This window comes from Microbispora sp. NPDC049633 (genome assembly GCF_040675265.1).
GTDB lineage: Bacteria > Actinomycetota > Actinomycetes > Streptosporangiales > Streptosporangiaceae > Microbispora > Microbispora maris.
The window spans coordinates 1-17,047 of record NZ_JBFAOO010000162.1 but is presented as its reverse complement, the minus strand read 5'-3'; the positions used below and the strand labels follow the sequence as shown (position 1 = coordinate 17,047).

Genomic DNA, 17,047 nt, shown 5'->3' with positions numbered 1-17,047 from the left:
CGTGCGTTCAGCTCCGCGTAAGTGAGCATGCGCTCCCCGAACACCACCGCCGTCGCATCGGGCGTACGTGCCACCTGAGCCTGGAACAGCTCCGGCCCGGTCGCGCACGAGGGCCGTCCCCGGCCCGTTTCCCGGCATCTCATGCGGCCGGCCCCAGGTGGGACTGTCCGGAACAGTTCCGGACGATCACGAGCCTTGTCCCGCGTCTCGTCCCTCGACGATCTTCCGTGGTGTCCCCTCTCTCCCCACGGAGGTTCTCCTTGCATCGACGATCACTATGGGAGCGCGTCCGTGTGCTCGCGGCGGCCGCTCTGGTGACCGCAGGCACGCTGGTCGCGCTCCCCCGGGCATCGCACGCGGCGGTCACGGGGCCACCGCCGCAGGCGTCCGCCTTCGACCACGTCCTCTACTGGAACAGCGTCTTCACCGACACCATCCGCACCCTTCCCCGGGACGGCGTCGACCCTCAGTACAGCCACGACGGGGACCCGACCCGGCTCGCGCGGGCCGGCGCCATGCTGCACATCGCGCTCCATGACGCGAACTGGCCGGCCGCGCCCGTCACGTACCTGCCGAAGATCACCCAGCAGAACCCGAACGACTCGATAGAGGCCACCATGGACGCGGCGGCGCACCGCGTGCTCGAACACCTCTATCCGTACCTCGACTTCGACGCGAACCTCGCGTACGCGCTCGCGCAGATCCCCTCGTCGGTCCCGTCCCGCTACATTCAGGGCGGACGCGCCGACGGCGAGAGGATCGGCGATCTGATGATCGCCGAACGGTCGGGAGACGGGCCGGCGTTCGACCTCACCTACACGGAGGGCACGGTCCCCGGCGCGTGGCGGCAGACGGGCTCAGGACCGGCCGTGACGCCCAACTGGGGGAGGCTCAAGCCGTTCGCCATGACGTCCCCCACCCAGTTCCGGCCGTCGCCGCCCGGCGGCTTCACCTCCTACGACCAGCTCGTCCGCAGTTCGGAGTACGCGCAGCAGGTCAACGAGGTGAAGGCGTACGGCGGGGCGGGAACACCCACCTCGCGGTCCGCCGACCAGACGCAGGCGGCGTTCTTCTGGGCGAACGACGGCAAGGGCACCTACCGGCCGGTGGGGCACCTGTTCTCCATCACCCAGACGGTGGCCAAGCAGAAGAGGCTGAAGCAGAACGAGACGGCGGAGTTGTTCAACCTCGTCTCCATGGCGCTGGCCGACGCGTCGATCGTCGCCTGGGGGGCGAAGTTCGACTCGCCGGTCGACCTGTGGCGGCCGGAGAGCGCGATCAAACTGGCCGACACGAACCTCAACCCCGCCATCACGCCCGACCCCTCCTGGAAGCCGCTGTCGGTGAACGCCGCCGGGCAGCATTTCTCGCCGCCCTTCCCCGCGTACATCTCCGGGCATGCCACGTTCGCCGGGGCCTGGGCGGGCGTCATGCAGAGGTGGTTCGGGCACAACCTGACCTTCACCGCGTCCACCGACGATCCGAACGCCAACCCGAAGACCAGGACCTTCGCGAGCTTCCAGCAGGCCGCCGAGGAAGACGCCCTCAGCCGGCTCTGGCTCGGCGTCCACTACCGCTGGGACGCCGACCGGGGCCTCGACGCGGGGTTCGACCTGGGCGACTACGTCTACGTGACCAAGCGCGACCAGGGATAGAAGCAGGCCGTCACCTCCGAGCCCTCCGGGCGGCGGAAATCCGCTGACCCGGGGGGCTGCCTCGCGTCACCGGTCTTTGTTAGTGTTTCGCCCGGATCGACGGCAAAGCGGGGCTTGGGAGGATCGTCGTGTCAGGGCCCTTCAGCGTGCCTCCCCAACCCGAGAGCCTGACCAACCCGGCCGAGTTCGTCGCCGCGCTGGGCCGTCTCCGCCAGTGGTCCGGCCTGACCTATCGGCAGCTCACGGCCGCCGCGAAGGCGGCGGGGGACGTGCTTCCCACCAGCACGATCGCAGGCGCCCTGGGACGCACGACCCTCCCCAGGGAGGAGTTCGTGGCCGCCTTCGTCCGCGCCTGCGGGCTCGGTGAGGCCGAGACGGCGCGCTGGGTGGCGCACAGGAAGCGACTCGCCGCGGGCATGACGCTTCCGGCCGCCCCGCAGGACGAGACCACCGGCCCTGAGACCACCGGCCCCGAGACCACCGGCCCCGAGACCACCGGCCCCGACCGGCCGGAACAGCCCGGGCCGGCAGACCGGTCCGGTCACGCCGATCGCGCCGCAGCCGGTGGGCCCGAGCGGCCCCACCAGGACGATCGCGCCGCAGGCAGTGGGCCCGAGCGGCCGGGGCAGGACGATCCCGCGGCCCCTGCCGTACCCGACGACCCCGCCGCGCAGGACGATACGGAAGAACCACGCCGGGACGCCGTACGGCCGGAAACCCGGGCGTTACGGCGGTTCACCCTGGCGGGCGCGGGCATCGCGGTCCTGCTCCTCGCCACAGGCGCGGTCCTGCCGGAGCTGCGCGCGTCCCTGACCAGCGGCGGTGCGAAGCCCTCGCCCGCACCCGCCGCCGCGACGGCCGGGAGCGACCGCACATCGTCCTCGGCCTTCCCCGGCGCCGCGACGGCCGGGAGCGACCGTACGCCGTCCTCCGCCGCGACCCCCGGCAGCGGCGGTACGCCGCGCGACGGGTGGTACCGGATGATCCCCTCGCACGTCGCCGGACGCGACCTGTGCGTCGGGGAGGGACGCGAGCGCAACAAGCGGACCGACCGGCCGCTGGCCGCGCAGCGGCTCTGCCGGGACCTCGTCCCCGACACCTACCTGCGGGCGGCCGGCGACGGCGCCTACGAGATCCAATGGCACCATCCCAAAGAGGGCGTCGGCTGCCTCATGGTCGACGGTGCGATGACCGGCCCGGAGACGCTGCTCGCTCCCGCGAACTGCTCCGGGGCGGCGCACCAGCGGTTCCTGTTGGCACCCTCGGGGCCGGGGTTCACCGTGCGGCCCCTGCACAGCGGGCTGTGCCTCGGCGCGCTGTACGGCGAGGCCGATGTGGCCCCCGGCGCCGAGATCGCCCAGATGCCCTGCACCGGGCGGCCCGACCAGGTGTTCCTCTTCCGTCCCGTGCCCGCCCCGGCCTGGACGCGCGCCGACCGCACCGGCCGGGCCCACGCGTCCTAGCCGGCCGGGGGCCGGGGGGCGAGGAACGGCGCGAGCCACTCGGGGGTGACCTCGACGGCGAAGGCGACGCCCTGCTCCTCCCCCGCGTCGACCACCGCGTAGCCGCCGCTGCCCGCGCCGACCCCGGCGACCACGGTCAGCAGACCCGCCATACGTTGCGGAAGCGTCTGCCGCACCGTCCACCCGACCACCGCGCGGCGTTCCACGACGACCTGACCGCGGCGCAGGGAGCCCGACCTGACCGACAGACGGGCGCCGTCGTAGGCGTGCCCGAGCGAGCGGTAGCGGTCGAAGGCCAGAGGCACCCCCGCGACGGCGAGCACGGACGCGACGATCGCGGCGAGGTTCCAGCCCGCGAGCAGGGCGGCCATGGCGGCCAGGAGCCACGGCGCGACCGCGCGCACGAGCCTGCGGCGGCGGGCGGCGGGCGGATGACGGCGCAGCGGCGCCCGGATCGGCCCCACCGCCTCCGCGGCCACCCCGGCGGCGAACGGCCGGGGCGTCACGGGCAGCAGTTGTCCCCTGCTCCTTGCGTCCCCCAGTCCGGTGACCAGAGCCCACAGCCGTACGACCCCGGCACGCCGTTCGATCAGGCCGTCGGCCAGTTCGTACCCCCTGATCCTGCGCCGCTCCAGCGACACGGACCTGCGGGTGAACAGGCCGCGCTCGGCGACCAGATGCCCCTCACGGGAGCGCAGCGTGAAGTCCCAGTTGAACAGCGCGTACGTCACTCCGCCCGCGACGGGCATGGCCGCCACGAGCACCAGGGCGACGGCGATCAGCAGCCCGGGCCGGTCCAGCGCCCATTCGAGCGCGCGCACGGCCGCGCGTTCGCCGAGGCCCAGCTCGCGCCGCCACTGCCAGGCGAGGCCGAAGGCCCCGGCGACCAGCGCGAACGGCGTGAGGAGATAGGCGCCGGACAGCGGGCCGTACATCAGCCAGGCGCGCGGCACCCGGGCGAGCACCCGCGGCGGGTCGTCGGCCCCGCCGGCCTCCCCCGCGGCGGAAACGGTTCCGGCGGCGGGAACGGCTCCCCCGGCCGCGACGGCGGCGCCCCGGGCGACCCGCGCCGCCGGGCCGGGGCCGCGCTCGACCTGTGTCCCCACGTGCGCCGGTCCGGGGGCGGCCGGGAGGGGCCCGCGGGCGAGCAGCACGGCGCGCAGCGCCTCGGCGCGCTCGGCCGTGAGCGCGTCCAGCACGCCCTCCTGCTCGCCGCCTCCGGCACCGGTGTCCAGCCTGAGCACGGCCAGGCCGAGCACGCGGTGGAGCGGTGAGGCGCTGACGTCGACGCCCCTGATCCGTTCCAGCGGAATCGTGCGCACAGAACGGCCGACCAGCGCCCGGGTCAGCTCCAGCCTGCCGCCCACGACCCGGTAGGTGAACGTCGCCCAGCGGAGCACCGCGTAGATCACCGAACCGGCGAGCCCCGCCGCCGCCCAGCCGAACGACGCGGGCGAGAAGCCCCCGGCGAGCAGCACGCCCGCCAGCGGCAGGACCAGCGAGGGCAGCATGCGGATCGGGTCGATCAGCAGCACCCGCGGGCTCAGCCGCGCGGCGGCGTACGACTGTCCTCCGGGCTCCGGCACGCCGGGGCCGCCGGGCGGGACGGATGGAGGGACGGCGGAAGGCAGCGGGCCGGTCACGTGGCGTCGTCCCTGAGCTCCTCGGCCCGCCGGGCGAGATCCTCCGCGAGGCGTGCCGCCACCTCGTCGTCCAGCCCGGAGATCGTGGACGAGCCGGCGTAGGAGGCCGTGCGGATCTCCACGGTCGCCAGCCCCAGCAGGCGTTCGAGCCAGCCCTGCGCGCGGTCGACCGTCTGGATCCTGCTCACCGGGACGAACACCCACTGCCTGCTCAGCCACCCCGCCCGGGCGTAGACGACGTCGCCGGACAGCTCCCAGCGGTGCACGGCGTACCGCAGCAGGGGTTCCAGGACGACGAAGGGCGCCATGACCACGCCGACGGCGACCGGGAGCAGCCAGGCGTGCTCGGACAGCACGTCCGGGGGCCACCGCGCCCCGCTCAGCCAGGCGGCCGCCCCGGCCGTCCCGCCGACGAGCAGGACGAAGCCGATCAGTGCCTCCACCAGCCACAACACGATGGCACGGCGCGACACCGGGTGGGCCGGGTCGCGGAGCGGACCTGTCACGCCTCCCACCCTAGGCAAGCCGTCAGCGATATGTCAGCGGCTGACGGCCGCCCTCAGGGCCCTGTCAGCGCCGCTCCGCAGAGTGGAGGCGCACACGATCCGAGGAGGCGCGATGAGACATGCGATCCAGGCCGAGGGCCTGGCGAAACGGTACGGCCGGACACGGGCGCTCGACGGGGTGGACCTGGAGGTGCCCCAGGGCCGCCTCCTGGGCGTACTGGGCCCCAACGGGGCCGGGAAGACCACGGCGGTGCGGGTCCTGGCGACGCTTGTGCGGCCGGACGGGGGCGGGGCGCACGTGGCGGGGTTCGACGTGGTCCGGCAGGCGCACCGGGTGCGCTCGCTGATCGGGCTGACCGGGCAGTACGCGGCCGTCGACGACACGCTGACCGGGGTCGAGAACCTTGTGATGATCGGCCGCCTGCTCGGCCTGTCCAGGGCCGACGCGCGGCGCCGGGCCCACGACCTGCTCGTCCGCTTCGCGCTCACCGAGGCGGGCGGACGGGCGGCCAAGACCTACTCGGGCGGCATGCGCCGCCGGCTCGACCTCGCCGCGAGCCTCGTGGGCCGCCCCCAGGTGCTGTTCCTGGACGAGCCGACGGCCGGCCTCGACCCGCGCAGCCGCACCGAACTGTGGGGCGTCGTCCGCGGCCTCCAGGACGAGGGCGTGACCGTCCTGCTCACGACCCAGTACCTGGAGGAGGCCGACCAGCTCGCGGACGACATCGTCGTCTTCGACCACGGGAAGGTGATCGCGCACGGCACGCCGGACGGCCTGAAGGCGGCGATCGGGGGCCAGGTCCTGGAGGTGCGGCCCATCGAGACCGCCCACCTCGACCTCGTCCGACGCGTGGTGGCCGACGTGCTCGACGTCACGCCGGAGGTCTCCCAGGGCCAGGTCACGGCCCCGGTCCGCGATCCCGCGACCGTCCCCGCGATCGTACGGCGCCTCGACGACCTCGACGTGGTCGCGGCGGAGCTGTCACTGCGCCGGGCCAGCCTCGACGAGGTGTTCCTCGCGCTGACCGGGCACCGCGCCGAGGACCGGCAGCGGGACGCGGAGGCCGCGGCGTGAGGCCGCGACCGGAGTCACCGGACGCACGAAATCACGAGGAGACACGATGACCACGATCACCCAGACCACGCCCGCGGTCGCGGTGGCCCCCCGGCCGGGCGCGGGGGCCGCCCTGCGCCACACGATGACGCTCGCCTGGCGCAGCCTGGTGCAGATCAAGCACAACCCGATGGAGCTGATCGACCTCAGCGTGCAGCCCATCATGTTCCTGCTGCTGTTCACCTACGTGTTCGGCGGCGCGATCGCGGGATCCACGGGCGACTACCTGCAGTTCGCCCTGCCCGGCCTGGTCGCGCAGAACATGCTGTTCGCGAGCATGACCACGGCCGTCGGGCTGAACGTCGACATCGCCAAGGGCGTGTTCGACCGGCTGCGGAGCCTGCCGATCTCCCGCTCGGCCCCGCTCGCCGGGCGCATCGTCGCCGACACGCTGAAGCAGGTGTGGGCGTTCGCCCTGTTCCTCGGGCTGGGCCTGGTGCTGGGCTTCCGGGTGCACACGGGGATCGCCGGAGTGCTCGGCGCGCTCGCGCTGCTGCTGGCGTTCGCGCTCGCGATGTCGTGGATGGCGGTGCTGGTGGGGGTGACGGCGGCGAGCATGGAGAAGGTGCAGATCCTGATGTTCTCGCTGATGATGCCGATCACTTTCACCAGCAACGCCTTCGTCGCCACCGACACCATGCCGTCGTGGTTGCAGAAGTGGGTGGACGTCAATCCGGTCAGTCATCTGGCGGACGCCGTCCGCGGCCTGCTCGGCGGCGGGCCGGTCGCGTCGGACGCCACGATCTCGCTGCTGTGGGCCGCCGGCATCGCGCTAGTCTTCGCCCCGCTCGCCGTCCGCGCCTTCCGCAACCGGTCCTGACCTCGCCCATCCGGGTGGCCGGTGGTGGATGTGGCTAGGGGTCACGCACCGCCGGACGCGAGGGCCAGCACCTCGTCCCGGCTCAGGCCGCGCCCGCGCTCGCGGCACCGGGCGAACTCCCCGGCCCCGATCGCGGCTCGTACGGCGTCGGCCACCCTCCGGTGGTCGATGCTCAGGTCGTGGACGAACCCGCGGACGGCCTCCGCCCCGCCGAGCAGGACGGCGGCCCGCGCGTGGTCATCGCCGCGGGCGGCGAGCGCCGCGTGCCCGACGAGCACGTGCCCGATGACCGGGGCGTCGTGGGACTGCACGGCGATGGTCAGCGCCTTGTCGTGCAGGACGCGGGCCGCCGCGACGTCGCCCTCCTGCTCGGCCAGCATGCCGAGCGAGGTCGTCAGCGTCGCCTCGAACTGCGGGATCATCCATGTGGTTCCCAGCAGCCGCAGCGCCTCGTCGTAGAGACGCCGCGCCGTCCCGTGGTCGCCGTCCGCGCGGGCGAAGTCGCCCCGCACGTGCCGCACTCCGGCCAGCCCGATGGGGTCGCCGGTGGCGTCGCACAGCCGCTCGGTCTCCCGCAGGGCCGCCTCGGCGGCCTCCCGGTCGCCCGTCGCGTCCAGCGTGGCGGCCAGGCGGGTCCGCAGGTACGGCGTCTCCTCGACGGCCCCGACCTCCTCCAGGAGCGCGACCGCCTCCTCCATCAGGAGCACCGCGGCCTGGAGATCGCCGCGCATGGCCTTCGTCTCCGCGAGGACGCTGAGGCAGTTGCCGACCCCCCACCGGTCTCCGACCACTCTGAACTGGTCGAGCGCGGTGACCAGGTCGGCCTCGCCCTCCTCGGAACGGCCCGCGTTGAAGCGCAGCTGGGCGCGGAAGACGCGGGCGGAGGCGGCCACCCAGGGGTCCTCGTGCCCCAGCAGCGGCTCCAGCCGGGACTCGGCCTCCTCGTGCAGGCCGGAGAACATCGACATAATCGGCACCGCGATCGCCACAAGCGGGTGCGAAGCGATGCCTCCTCGGCTCTCGCGCGCGTACCGGAGCGTGGCCGACAAGCTCTCCCCGGCCTGCCGCAGGTTCCCCTCCCCGCCGGCACTGGTGATGCCGTGCACCGCGTGGGCCAGCGCCAGCCGCATCGGGTCGCCGTCGCCGCCCGCCAGGACCAGCGCCTCCGCCGACCGCTGCGCGCCCTCCAGCCGGTGGCCGGACAGCCACCAGTACCAGCCGAGTGCGCCGACCAGGCGCAGCGCGAGGTCCGTCTCGCCCTGGTCGCAGGCCCATCTGAGAGCCCCTGACAGGTTGTCGTGCTCGGCCGACAGCCGGGCCAGCCACTCGATCTGCTCGCTGCGGCGCAGGTGCGGCTCCGCGGTCTCGGCGAGGCCGGCGAAGAACGAGGCGTGGGCGCGCCGCACCCGCCGCTCCCCGCCCGACTCCGCCAGGCGTTCGGCGGCGTACGCCTTGATCGTCTCCAGCATGCGGTAGCGCCCGCCGTCGAACACCACGAACGACTTGTCGACCAGCCTGCCGAGCACGTCGATGTCGCCCTCGCAGATTTGTTCTGCGGCCTCCAGCGTGGCGCCGCCCGCGAAGACCGCCAGCCGCGCGGCGAACGCCCGCTCGCCGGCGTCGAGCAGGTCCCAGCTCCATTCCACGACGGCACGGAGCGTCTGGTGGCGCGGCATGGCCGTACGGCTTCCGGCGGTGAGCAGCCGGAACCGGTCGCCGAGCCGCTCGGCGATGTGGCCGGCCGTCAGCGTGCGGAGCCGGGCGGCGGCCAGTTCGATGGCGAGCGGCATGCCGTCGAGCTCACGGCAGATGCGCTCCACGGCCTCGCGCTCGCCGTCCACCAGGTAACCGGGCCGTACGGCGGCCGCCCGCTCGGCGAACAGCCGCACGGCGTGGCCGGGGCCGAGCGGCCCGACCGGCCACAGCCGCTCGCCGGTGATGCCGAGCGGCTCCCGGCTGGTGGCGAGGATCCGCACCTGGGGGCATTCGGCGAGGATCCGGTCGGCGAGCGCCGCGGCCGGCCCGGCCACGTGTTCGCAGTTGTCCAGCACGATCAGCGTGTCGCGCCCCGCCAGAGCCGAGACGATGCGGGCCACCGGGTCGGGCTCCCCACCCGGCGCGGAGGGCATGGCGGGCGCCGCGCGGACGGGCACCAGGCCGGTGTCACGCAGGCCGAGCGCGGTCAGGGCGGCCTGCGGCACCTCCGCCGCATCGCCGACCGGTGCGAGCTCGACCAGCCAGACGCCGTCGGGGACGAGCGCGGCGATCGCCTCGGCGGACTCCACCGCGAGCCTCGTCTTGCCTGCCCCGCCCGGGCCGAGCAGCGTGACCAGGCGGTCGGCGGCGAGGATCGCGCCGATGCGGCCGACGTCGTCGTCCCGGCCGACGAAGCTGGTCAGCCGGGCCCTGAGGTTCCCCCGGCGCGGCGGCCGCGGGTCGCCGGAGCGTACGGCGGGCGAGTCCGCGGGCGGCGGCACCGGAGCGGGCCCGGCGGGCGTCGCGGCCGGCGACGGCCGCGTCCCCTCCGCGACGGGCTCGCCCCTCAGCATCGCGAGGTGGAGCCCGGCCAGCGCGGGCGAGGGGTCGGCCCCGAGCCGCTCCGCGAACACCGACCGGGCCTCCTCGTAGGCGGCCAGCGCCTCGACCCGGCGGCCCGCCCCGTAGAGTGCGCGCATGAGCTGCCCGTGCGGCCGTTCCCGCAGCGGATGGGCGGTGACGAGCGTCCGCAACTCCGGGACCAGGTCGGTGTGCCGCCCCAGGGCCAGCTCCGCCTCGACACGGTTCTCGGTGGCCGTGGTCCTGAGCTCCTCCAGCCGCGCCACCTCGACCTCGGCGTTCGGCAGGTCGGTCAGCGGGGCGCCGCGCCACAGGCCGAGCGCCTGACGCAGCAGGCCGGCGGCGCGGCCCGGGTCGCCCGCTTCCAGCGCGGCCGCGCCCTCCCTCGCGAGGCGGGCGAACAGGTGGAGGTCCACCTGTTCGCGCGAGACGGCCAGGCGGTATCCGGACGGCCCGCCGACGACGAGGCCGCGGTCGACCGTGGCCCGAAGCCGGGACACCAGCGCCTGCAGGGCGTTCCCCACGCCGCCGGGCGGACGGTCGTCCCACACCCCCGCCACGAGCGCCTCGGTGGAGACGGTCCGGCCGGCGTCGAGCAGCAGGAGCGTCAGCAGGGCCCGCAGCCGCTGCCCGCCGACCTCGACCGGCCGCCCGTCGCGCCGTACGTCGAGAGGGCCCAGGACGGCGAAGCTCATGCCCGCTCCCGGCGTGTCCCCCCGCATGCCTCGATTGTGGCGGAAAAGGGCGCGCGAGGCCTCACACCTCCGCACAACGGTCCTCGGCGCGCGCGCATCGATTCCGCGGACACCGAGCGATTCTGAAGACACCGAGGTCAACGGCCCGCACGGGTCCGATCACCGGTACGGATCACCGCGATCCGGTCGGGGCACCTGTCCAATCCGCGTAGCATCATCGGGCATGGGGTCGCCGAGAAAATCAGCGGTCGTGCGAGCCGCCGTCACGGTGACGGCGTTCACGCTGGCCGCGTCGGGCTGCGGAATCCTCGGCGGGGGATCGCCGAGGAACCTCGACGTCATCAGCGTGTCGAGCCCGCAGTTCCGCGACGGCGCCCCCCTGCCGGACGACTACTCCTGCAAGGGGGGGCAGGGCAACCCGCCTCTCCGCTGGTCGGGCACGTCGGGCGCCAAGTCGGTGGCCCTCGTGGTCGACGACAGCAGTCCTCTCAGCGGCCCGGAGGTGCACTGGGTGGTGTACGACATCGACCCCGCGACGACGGAGCTGGGCATGAACGACGTCCCCCGGGGTGCCCGGCAGGGCAGGACCACGAGCGGGAAGGTGGGCTATGCGCCCCCATGCCGGACCGACGGCAGCTACCGTTTCACTGTCTACGCGTTGAACGCGAAGCTCGACCTGCAGCAGGGGGCCGACCTCGCGCGGACCCTGGAGGGCATCGCGAGTCACACCATCGCCCGTGGGCGCCTCACGGCGAACACGATCGAGTGACATGCTGAGCACCGGAGGTAGTCGTGCTACACCAATCTTCGCCTAGGGTGTGACAACGGTCATTGTGGTCGAGCAGAATCGGATCCAATTGCTGAGCGCAGGTGATCAAAGGGGGCAGGTCGCGTCGATGGCCGCGCGATCTCACCGGCGCCGCAGAAAGGCCATGGCCTTGAGGGTGGTGCTATGACTGCGGTCATTGTGGGTCTTGTCGCCGTCGTGCTTCTTGTGCTGCTAGTCGTGGCGCTGGGCATGCGGTCGATGAACCGCAGGGAGAGCGCTCTCTCCGCCGAGCGCATCAAGGCGATGGCCGAGAACAAGGGCCCCAAGCCCCGGCGGCCCGCCGAGGAGACGTTCTTCGAGAGCTTCCCCAAGGGGTTCGACGCCTTCGAGGAGCCGGAGAAGCAGCGGCCCGCGCCGCGCCCGGCCCCCCGCCCCGGCGGTCGGCAGGCCGCGCGGCCCGCGCAGCGCGGCGGCAAACAGCCCGCCGCCGCCCGCGGCAAGCGCGGCGTGGACGAGTGGGGCGAGGCCGACGACTACGACGACGACTACTGGTCACGCGTACGCGCCGACGACGGCGGCTTCGGGGGGACGATCGCCGCGAAGATGGCAACCCCCCGTCCGGTGGACGAGACCGCGGACGTGACGGGCGCCCCGGCCCAGGTGGCCGACCCCGACGCCGCGACCGTGCAGGCCCCCCTGCCCTCCCGCTCCTCCCGCTCGTCTCGCTCCTCCCGCGCCGGCGGCTCCGAGCCCGTGACGCCCGCCGCCCCCGTTCCCGCCTCGGCCCTCGCCGACCAGAAGACCGTCACGTTCTCCGCGCCGACGCCCGACCTGCTCGACGCCGCCGCCGCCGCGGCCGGCTCCCCCGCGACCGGTCCCTTCGACGCGAACCGTTCGACCGGCCCGTTCGACTCCCCCGCGGCGAGTGACCCTTTCGCGGCCGCCGCCGGGCCCCAGCAGGTCGCGCCGTCCACGCCGGGCGCGTCCGGCAGGTCGGGCAGGTCCGGCCGGTCGTCGCGCGCCGCCCGTCGCGCCGCCGCCGCTGCCGCCGCCGAGGCCGGTGGCTCCTACGACAGCCCGCGCGCCACGGGCCCGTTCCCGTCGTCCGCGAGCGCCGGCTCGTACGGGACGCAGCCCGCCGACCCGCTGGGGATCTCGGCGAGCACCGGACCCTTCGGGGCCCCCGCGTACGACACGCCCGCGGGCACCGGGCCGTTCACGGCCCAAGGCGGCACGGGCTCCCCCGCCGTCTCCCCCGACGGCCGCTACGACACGACGCCGTCCTCCGCCATCCCGGCCGGCGGGTCCTTCGTCGCGGGCTCGTACGACGCGGCCCGCACGAGCGGCGCGTTCGACGCCGCGGCGTCCACCGCCTCGCCGGGCGACGCGCTCGCCGACCCCGCGTCCCGCTCGACCGGCGGCTCCTTCGACGCGTGGGCGGGCTACGAGACACCGCGTTCCGACACCTACGACCAGTCCGGCGTCGCGACGGGCCCGTTCCACGCGGCCGACACCCCGTCGTACCCGCCCAGCGCGACGGGCGCCGGCGTGGCGGGCGCCGGTGCCGACAGGGGCGGCGCCACCGACCCCGGCTGGCCGGTCGCGGGCAGCTACCCGCCGGTCTCCGCCGCCTCCGGTCCCACGACGGACCCCTCCTGGGCGGGCGCCCGCGACGTGCTCGACGACCCCGAGCCGCCGCGCGGCGCGTCCTCCTGGCCCAACGCGGAGACCTACCAGACGCCGGGCTTCGAGGGCTACGCCTCCGGTTACCCCGCCGAGGGCGGCTACGCGGCCGGCTCGACGCCGCCGCCGGCCGCTCCCTCCCCCCCGTCGTACGAGGTGAGCGCGGGCTGGGCGACGATCGACGCCTCCGACTCGGTGACGGGCTCCGCGCCGGGGACCGCCTCGCCGTACGAGTCGGCGGGCTACGACGCCCCGTCGGGGCAGAGTCAGTACGGTCACGACCGGCAGCAGCCGCAGCAGGGATACGGCGACGCGCAGCAGCCGTCGTGGCCCGAGCAGAACACCGGCGGAAGCTGGCCCTCCTACGACGAGTTGTACGGCGACACCCCCACCTCGGCGAGCGGGCGGCGGGGCAACCACCGCAACCCGGAGAGTGACTATCCCGACTACTACCGGTGATTTTCCCGTTCACTGCCTGGTGACGGTCTGCATGGCTGACATATCGTCAGCCCATGACAATCAGTGACGACACCGTTTCATGCCGTAACTGGAAGTCCGTGCTCCGGCATGACGTGCCCGCTTCGCTGGTGGTCTTCCTGGTGGCGGTGCCGCTGTCGCTCGGCATCGCGGTCGCGTCGGGCGCTCCGGTGGCGGCGGGGCTCGTCGCCGCCGTGGTCGGCGGCGTGGTGGCCGGCGCTCTCGGCGGGTCCGTCGTCCAGGTGAGCGGCCCGGCCGCCGGGCTATCCCTGGTCGTCGCCGAGCTCGTGCACACCTACGGCTGGCGCGCCACCTGCGCCATCACCGTCATGGCCGGCGTCCTCCAGCTGGGGCTCGGCTGGCTGAAGGTGGCGCGGGCGGCTCTGGGGGTCTCCCCCGCCGTCGTCCACGGCATGCTCGCCGGGGTCGGCGTGGTGATCGCGCTGTCCCAGCTGCACATCGTGCTCGGCGGCTCGCCGCAGCGCTCCGCGCTGGAGAACTTCGTGGAGCTCCCCGCCCAGATCCTCGACAACCACACGCACGGCGTCGTGATCGGCGTGCTGACGATCGGGGTCCTGCTCGTGTGGGGGCGCCTCCCCCGGCTGCGCGCCGTGCCCGCCCCGCTGGCCGCGCTGATGGTCGCCGCGCTGACGACCGCGCTTACGGGCTGGGACCTGACGAAGGTGGACCTGAAGGGCGGGTTCTCCTCGGTCGAGGCGCCGCTGATGCCGCAGGGCGACTGGCACGCGATCGCCGGAGCCGTCCTGCTCGTCGCCCTCCTCGCCGGGGTGGAGTCGCTGCTGACCTGCGTGGCCTCCAACCGCCTGCACGACGGTCCGCGCGCCGACCTCGACCGCGAGCTGACCGCGCAGGGAGCGGCCAACATCGTGTCCGGCGCCCTCGGCGGCCTCCCGGTGGCGGGCGTCGTCGTCCGTACGACGACCAACGCGCGGGCGGGCGCGCGCAGCCGCTGGTCCAGCGTGCTCCACGGGGTGTGGGTGCTGCTGTTCACCGCGGTCTTCGCCTGGATGATCGCGTTGATCCCGTTGGAGGCGCTCGCGGCGCTGCTGCTGTTCATCGGGGTGCAGATGGTCAACCTCGGGCACGTCCGCAACCTGCGCAGCCACCGCGAGATCCCGATCTACTTCGTGACGATGGCCGGGGTCGTGCTGATCGGCCTTGCCGAGGGCGTGGCGATCGGCCTCGGGCTGGCCGCCCTGCTGGCCCTGCGCCGCCTGGCCTGGGTCTCGGTCGACGTACGGCAGGCGGGCGAGCGGCGATGGCGGATCGTCGTCACCGGGTCTCTGACGTTCCTCGGCGTGCCCCGGCTGACCGAGGCGCTGCGCGGCATCCCCTCGGGGTCCGCGGTCGAGCTGGACCTGCACCTGGACTTCATGGACAACGCCGCCTTCGAGGCCCTGCACGCCTGGCGGCTGGAGCACGAACGCGCCGGCGGTGTCATCGACGTGGACGAGCCGCACGGCGAGTGGTACTCCGCCGCGATCAGCGGCGCCCGCCTGTATCCGGCCAGGATCCCGCCCCGGCACGACCGCTGGTGGCTGCCCTGGGCCTATCGGCGCCGCTCCCGCCCGATGGGCTCCTACTCCGGGGACGCCGCCTCCTGCGAGGTGACCGGCGCCGACGGCGCGGGCGGTGGCGACCACGACGGTGTCACTGCGATCCCCGGACCGCAGGGCGTGCCCGACCTGCTGGAGGGGGCGCGGGAGTTCCAGCGCCGGACCGCGCCGATGGTCCGCCCGCTGCTCCACCGCATGGCCCGTAAGCAGTCGCCGTCACATCTGTTCATCACCTGCGCGGACTCCCGCATCGTGCCGAACATCATCACCGCGAGCGGCCCCGGCGACCTGTTCACGCTGCGCAACATCGGCAATCTCGTGCCGCGCGCGGGCGCCGTCCCCGCGGACGACTCGGTCGCGGCCACGATCGAGTACGCCGTGAAGGTGCTCGAGGTGCGCATGATCACGGTTTGCGGGCACTCCGGCTGCGGCGCGATGGCCGCCCTGCTCGGCGAGGTGCCCGATCTGCCCGCGCTGCGCAGCTGGCTGCGGCACGGGCGGCAGAGCCTGGCCCGGTTCGTGGCCGAGGAACGGACCGAGGACGACACCGGCCCGCTCGACCGGCTCTGCCGGGTCAACGTGATCCAGCAACTCGACAACCTGCGGACCCACCCGTTCGTGGACACCCTCGTACGGGCGGGCATGCTGGAGCTCACGGGCCTGTACTTCGACATCGGCGCGGCGCGGGTGCACGTGCTGGAGCAGGAGCGCTTCACGCCGGTTCCCGAACTGCGCACCGGCTGAGCCCTGCCCGGTCACGGTCTCGGTCTCGGTCTCGGCCGGGGGGAACGGCCGTACGACGGCTCGCCGGGTCCGGCGGGCCGCCTTCCGCTGTGAGCGGATCATGTCCGCCGACCGTGAAAGGGGGCAGACGCCCGGGGCGGGCGGGCCAAGGATGTCTGTATGAAAATTCTGGTCATCGGCGGTTCGGTCTTCCTCGGACGCGCCATCGTGGAGGAGGCGCTGCGGCGCGGGCACGAGGTCACGACCTTCAACCGCGGCAGGAGCGGGACCGACCTGCCGGGCGTGGAGGCGGTCCGCGGCGACCGTGAGGTCACCGGCGACCTGCGGCGGCTCGCGGACGGCAGGCAGTGGGACGCGGTCGTCGACGTGTGCGGGTTCGTTCCCCGCGTCGTCCTGGAGTCGGTCCGCACGCTGTCGGGGCACGCCTCGCACTACACGTTCATCTCCAGCATCTCCGCCTATCGGGACTGGCCCGAGAAGCAGGGGGTCGACGAGACCTTCCCGCTGTTCGACTGCCCGCCGGACGCGGACGCCGAGTTCGGCGACTACGGCGTGCTGAAGGCCGGCTGCGAGCGGGCGGTCGAGCAGCACTTCGACGGCGGCGCACTGGTCATCCAGCCCGGCCTGATCCTCGGGCCACACGAGAACGTGGGCCGGCTGCCCTGGTGGCTCACCCGGATCTCCCGGGGTGGACGGGTGCTCGCCCCCGGCGACCCGGACCTGCCGATGCAGCTCATCGACGCCCGCGACATCGCGGCCTTCACCCTCGACCAGGTGGCGAGGGGGACGACCGGCCGCTACATGACCGGCGGGGTGCGGGGGAACGCCACCTTCGGCGGCTGGCTGAACGACTGCGCCGAGGTCACGGGCTCCGACGCGGAGTTCGTCTGGGCCGGCGACAAGTTCCTGCTCGACCAGGGCGTGCAGCAGTGGACCGAGCTTCCCCTGTGGTCGGCCGCCGGGGAGAGCGAGGGCGTGTGGACCCACTCCTCCGCGAAGGCCGTCGCCGCGGGCCTCACCTGCAGACCGGTACGGGAGACCGTGCGCGACACATGGGAGTGGCTGAAGGACATCCCCGAGGAGCGGCGCAGCTTCGGCGGCGTCCGGCTGAGCCACGGCATCGACCCGGAGAAGGAGGCGCGCATCCTCGCCGCGTGGGACGCCCGCTCCTGACCGCCACCGGCCTTCCCCGCGCGGCGGAGCGCGACCGCGCGGGGCCGTAGGCTGTCGGTCATGATCTGGGTGGTATCGGCTGTGGCCGTACTGGTCGTGTTGGGGGCGCTCGGCATGGCCGGCCGCCTGCCGGGCATCCCGCCCCGGCGGTCCACGCCGCGCTCCTCGGGGG

The 17,047-nt window shown here is 74.0% G+C and carries 11 protein-coding genes; 8 read left to right on the top strand and 3 right to left on the bottom strand.

Annotation, left to right across the window (positions count from 1 at the left end; translation table 11 throughout):
* The first annotated feature begins 260 nt into the window (after window positions 1–260).
* Together AB0J39_RS30185 and AB0J39_RS30180 are read left to right on the top strand one after the other, a co-directional pair.
* Window positions 261–1,655, top strand: coding sequence for a hypothetical protein (locus tag AB0J39_RS30185; protein ID WP_363470855.1), 1,395 nt, complete (start codon window positions 261–263; stop codon window positions 1,653–1,655).
* 128 nt (window positions 1,656–1,783) lie between these two features.
* Window positions 1,784–3,118: a helix-turn-helix domain-containing protein gene (locus tag AB0J39_RS30180; RefSeq protein WP_363470852.1), complete on the top strand. Its 1,335-nt coding sequence runs from the start codon at window positions 1,784–1,786 to the stop codon at window positions 3,116–3,118.
* Here the strand turns inward: AB0J39_RS30180 and AB0J39_RS30175 are convergent.
* Window positions 3,115–4,761 (bottom strand): PH domain-containing protein, encoded by a 1,647-nt coding sequence (locus AB0J39_RS30175; protein WP_363470849.1) that lies wholly within the window; start codon window positions 4,759–4,761, stop codon window positions 3,115–3,117. The two genes, AB0J39_RS30180 and AB0J39_RS30175, sit on opposite strands and share 4 nt — an antisense overlap.
* Window positions 4,758–5,267, bottom strand: coding sequence for a PH domain-containing protein (locus AB0J39_RS30170; RefSeq protein WP_363470846.1), 510 nt, complete (start codon window positions 5,265–5,267; stop codon window positions 4,758–4,760). Before AB0J39_RS30170 ends, AB0J39_RS30175 begins: the two co-directional genes overlap by 4 nt.
* 112 nt (window positions 5,268–5,379) lie before the next feature.
* Here AB0J39_RS30170 and AB0J39_RS30165 point away from each other — a divergent pair, with 112 nt between their 5' ends.
* Window positions 5,380–6,342, top strand: a complete 963-nt coding sequence (locus AB0J39_RS30165; protein WP_363470843.1) for an ATP-binding cassette domain-containing protein — start codon at window positions 5,380–5,382, stop codon at window positions 6,340–6,342.
* Between the two features lie 46 nt (window positions 6,343–6,388).
* Window positions 6,389–7,201: an ABC transporter permease gene (locus AB0J39_RS30160; protein ID WP_363470840.1), complete on the top strand. Its 813-nt coding sequence runs from the start codon at window positions 6,389–6,391 to the stop codon at window positions 7,199–7,201.
* Between the two features lie 41 nt (window positions 7,202–7,242).
* Here the strand turns inward: AB0J39_RS30160 and AB0J39_RS30155 are convergent, their stop codons facing one another.
* The gene (locus AB0J39_RS30155) at window positions 7,243–10,479 is read right to left on the bottom strand and encodes a BTAD domain-containing putative transcriptional regulator (RefSeq protein WP_363470837.1); all 3,237 of its coding nucleotides are present in this window, start codon (window positions 10,477–10,479) and stop codon (window positions 7,243–7,245) included.
* A 223-nt stretch (window positions 10,480–10,702) separates the two neighbouring features.
* Between AB0J39_RS30155 and AB0J39_RS30150 the strand changes: the two genes are divergently transcribed.
* The 4 genes from AB0J39_RS30150 (at window position 10,703) to AB0J39_RS30135 (ending at window position 16,875) form a co-directional block, all read left to right on the top strand.
* Complete coding sequence (locus tag AB0J39_RS30150; RefSeq protein WP_363470834.1) at window positions 10,703–11,221, top strand: YbhB/YbcL family Raf kinase inhibitor-like protein; 519 nt, start codon at window positions 10,703–10,705, stop codon at window positions 11,219–11,221.
* Between the two features lie 183 nt (window positions 11,222–11,404).
* On the top strand, window positions 11,405–13,363 hold the full coding sequence (locus AB0J39_RS30145; RefSeq protein WP_363470831.1) for a hypothetical protein: 1,959 nt from the start codon (window positions 11,405–11,407) through the stop codon (window positions 13,361–13,363).
* 53 nt (window positions 13,364–13,416) lie between these two features.
* On the top strand, window positions 13,417–15,702 hold the full coding sequence (locus AB0J39_RS30140; protein WP_363470828.1) for a SulP family inorganic anion transporter: 2,286 nt from the start codon (window positions 13,417–13,419) through the stop codon (window positions 15,700–15,702).
* A 159-nt stretch (window positions 15,703–15,861) separates the two neighbouring features.
* The gene (locus AB0J39_RS30135) at window positions 15,862–16,875 is read left to right on the top strand and encodes an NAD-dependent epimerase/dehydratase family protein (protein ID WP_363470825.1); all 1,014 of its coding nucleotides are present in this window, start codon (window positions 15,862–15,864) and stop codon (window positions 16,873–16,875) included.
* Window positions 16,876–17,047: the final 172 nt, after the last annotated feature.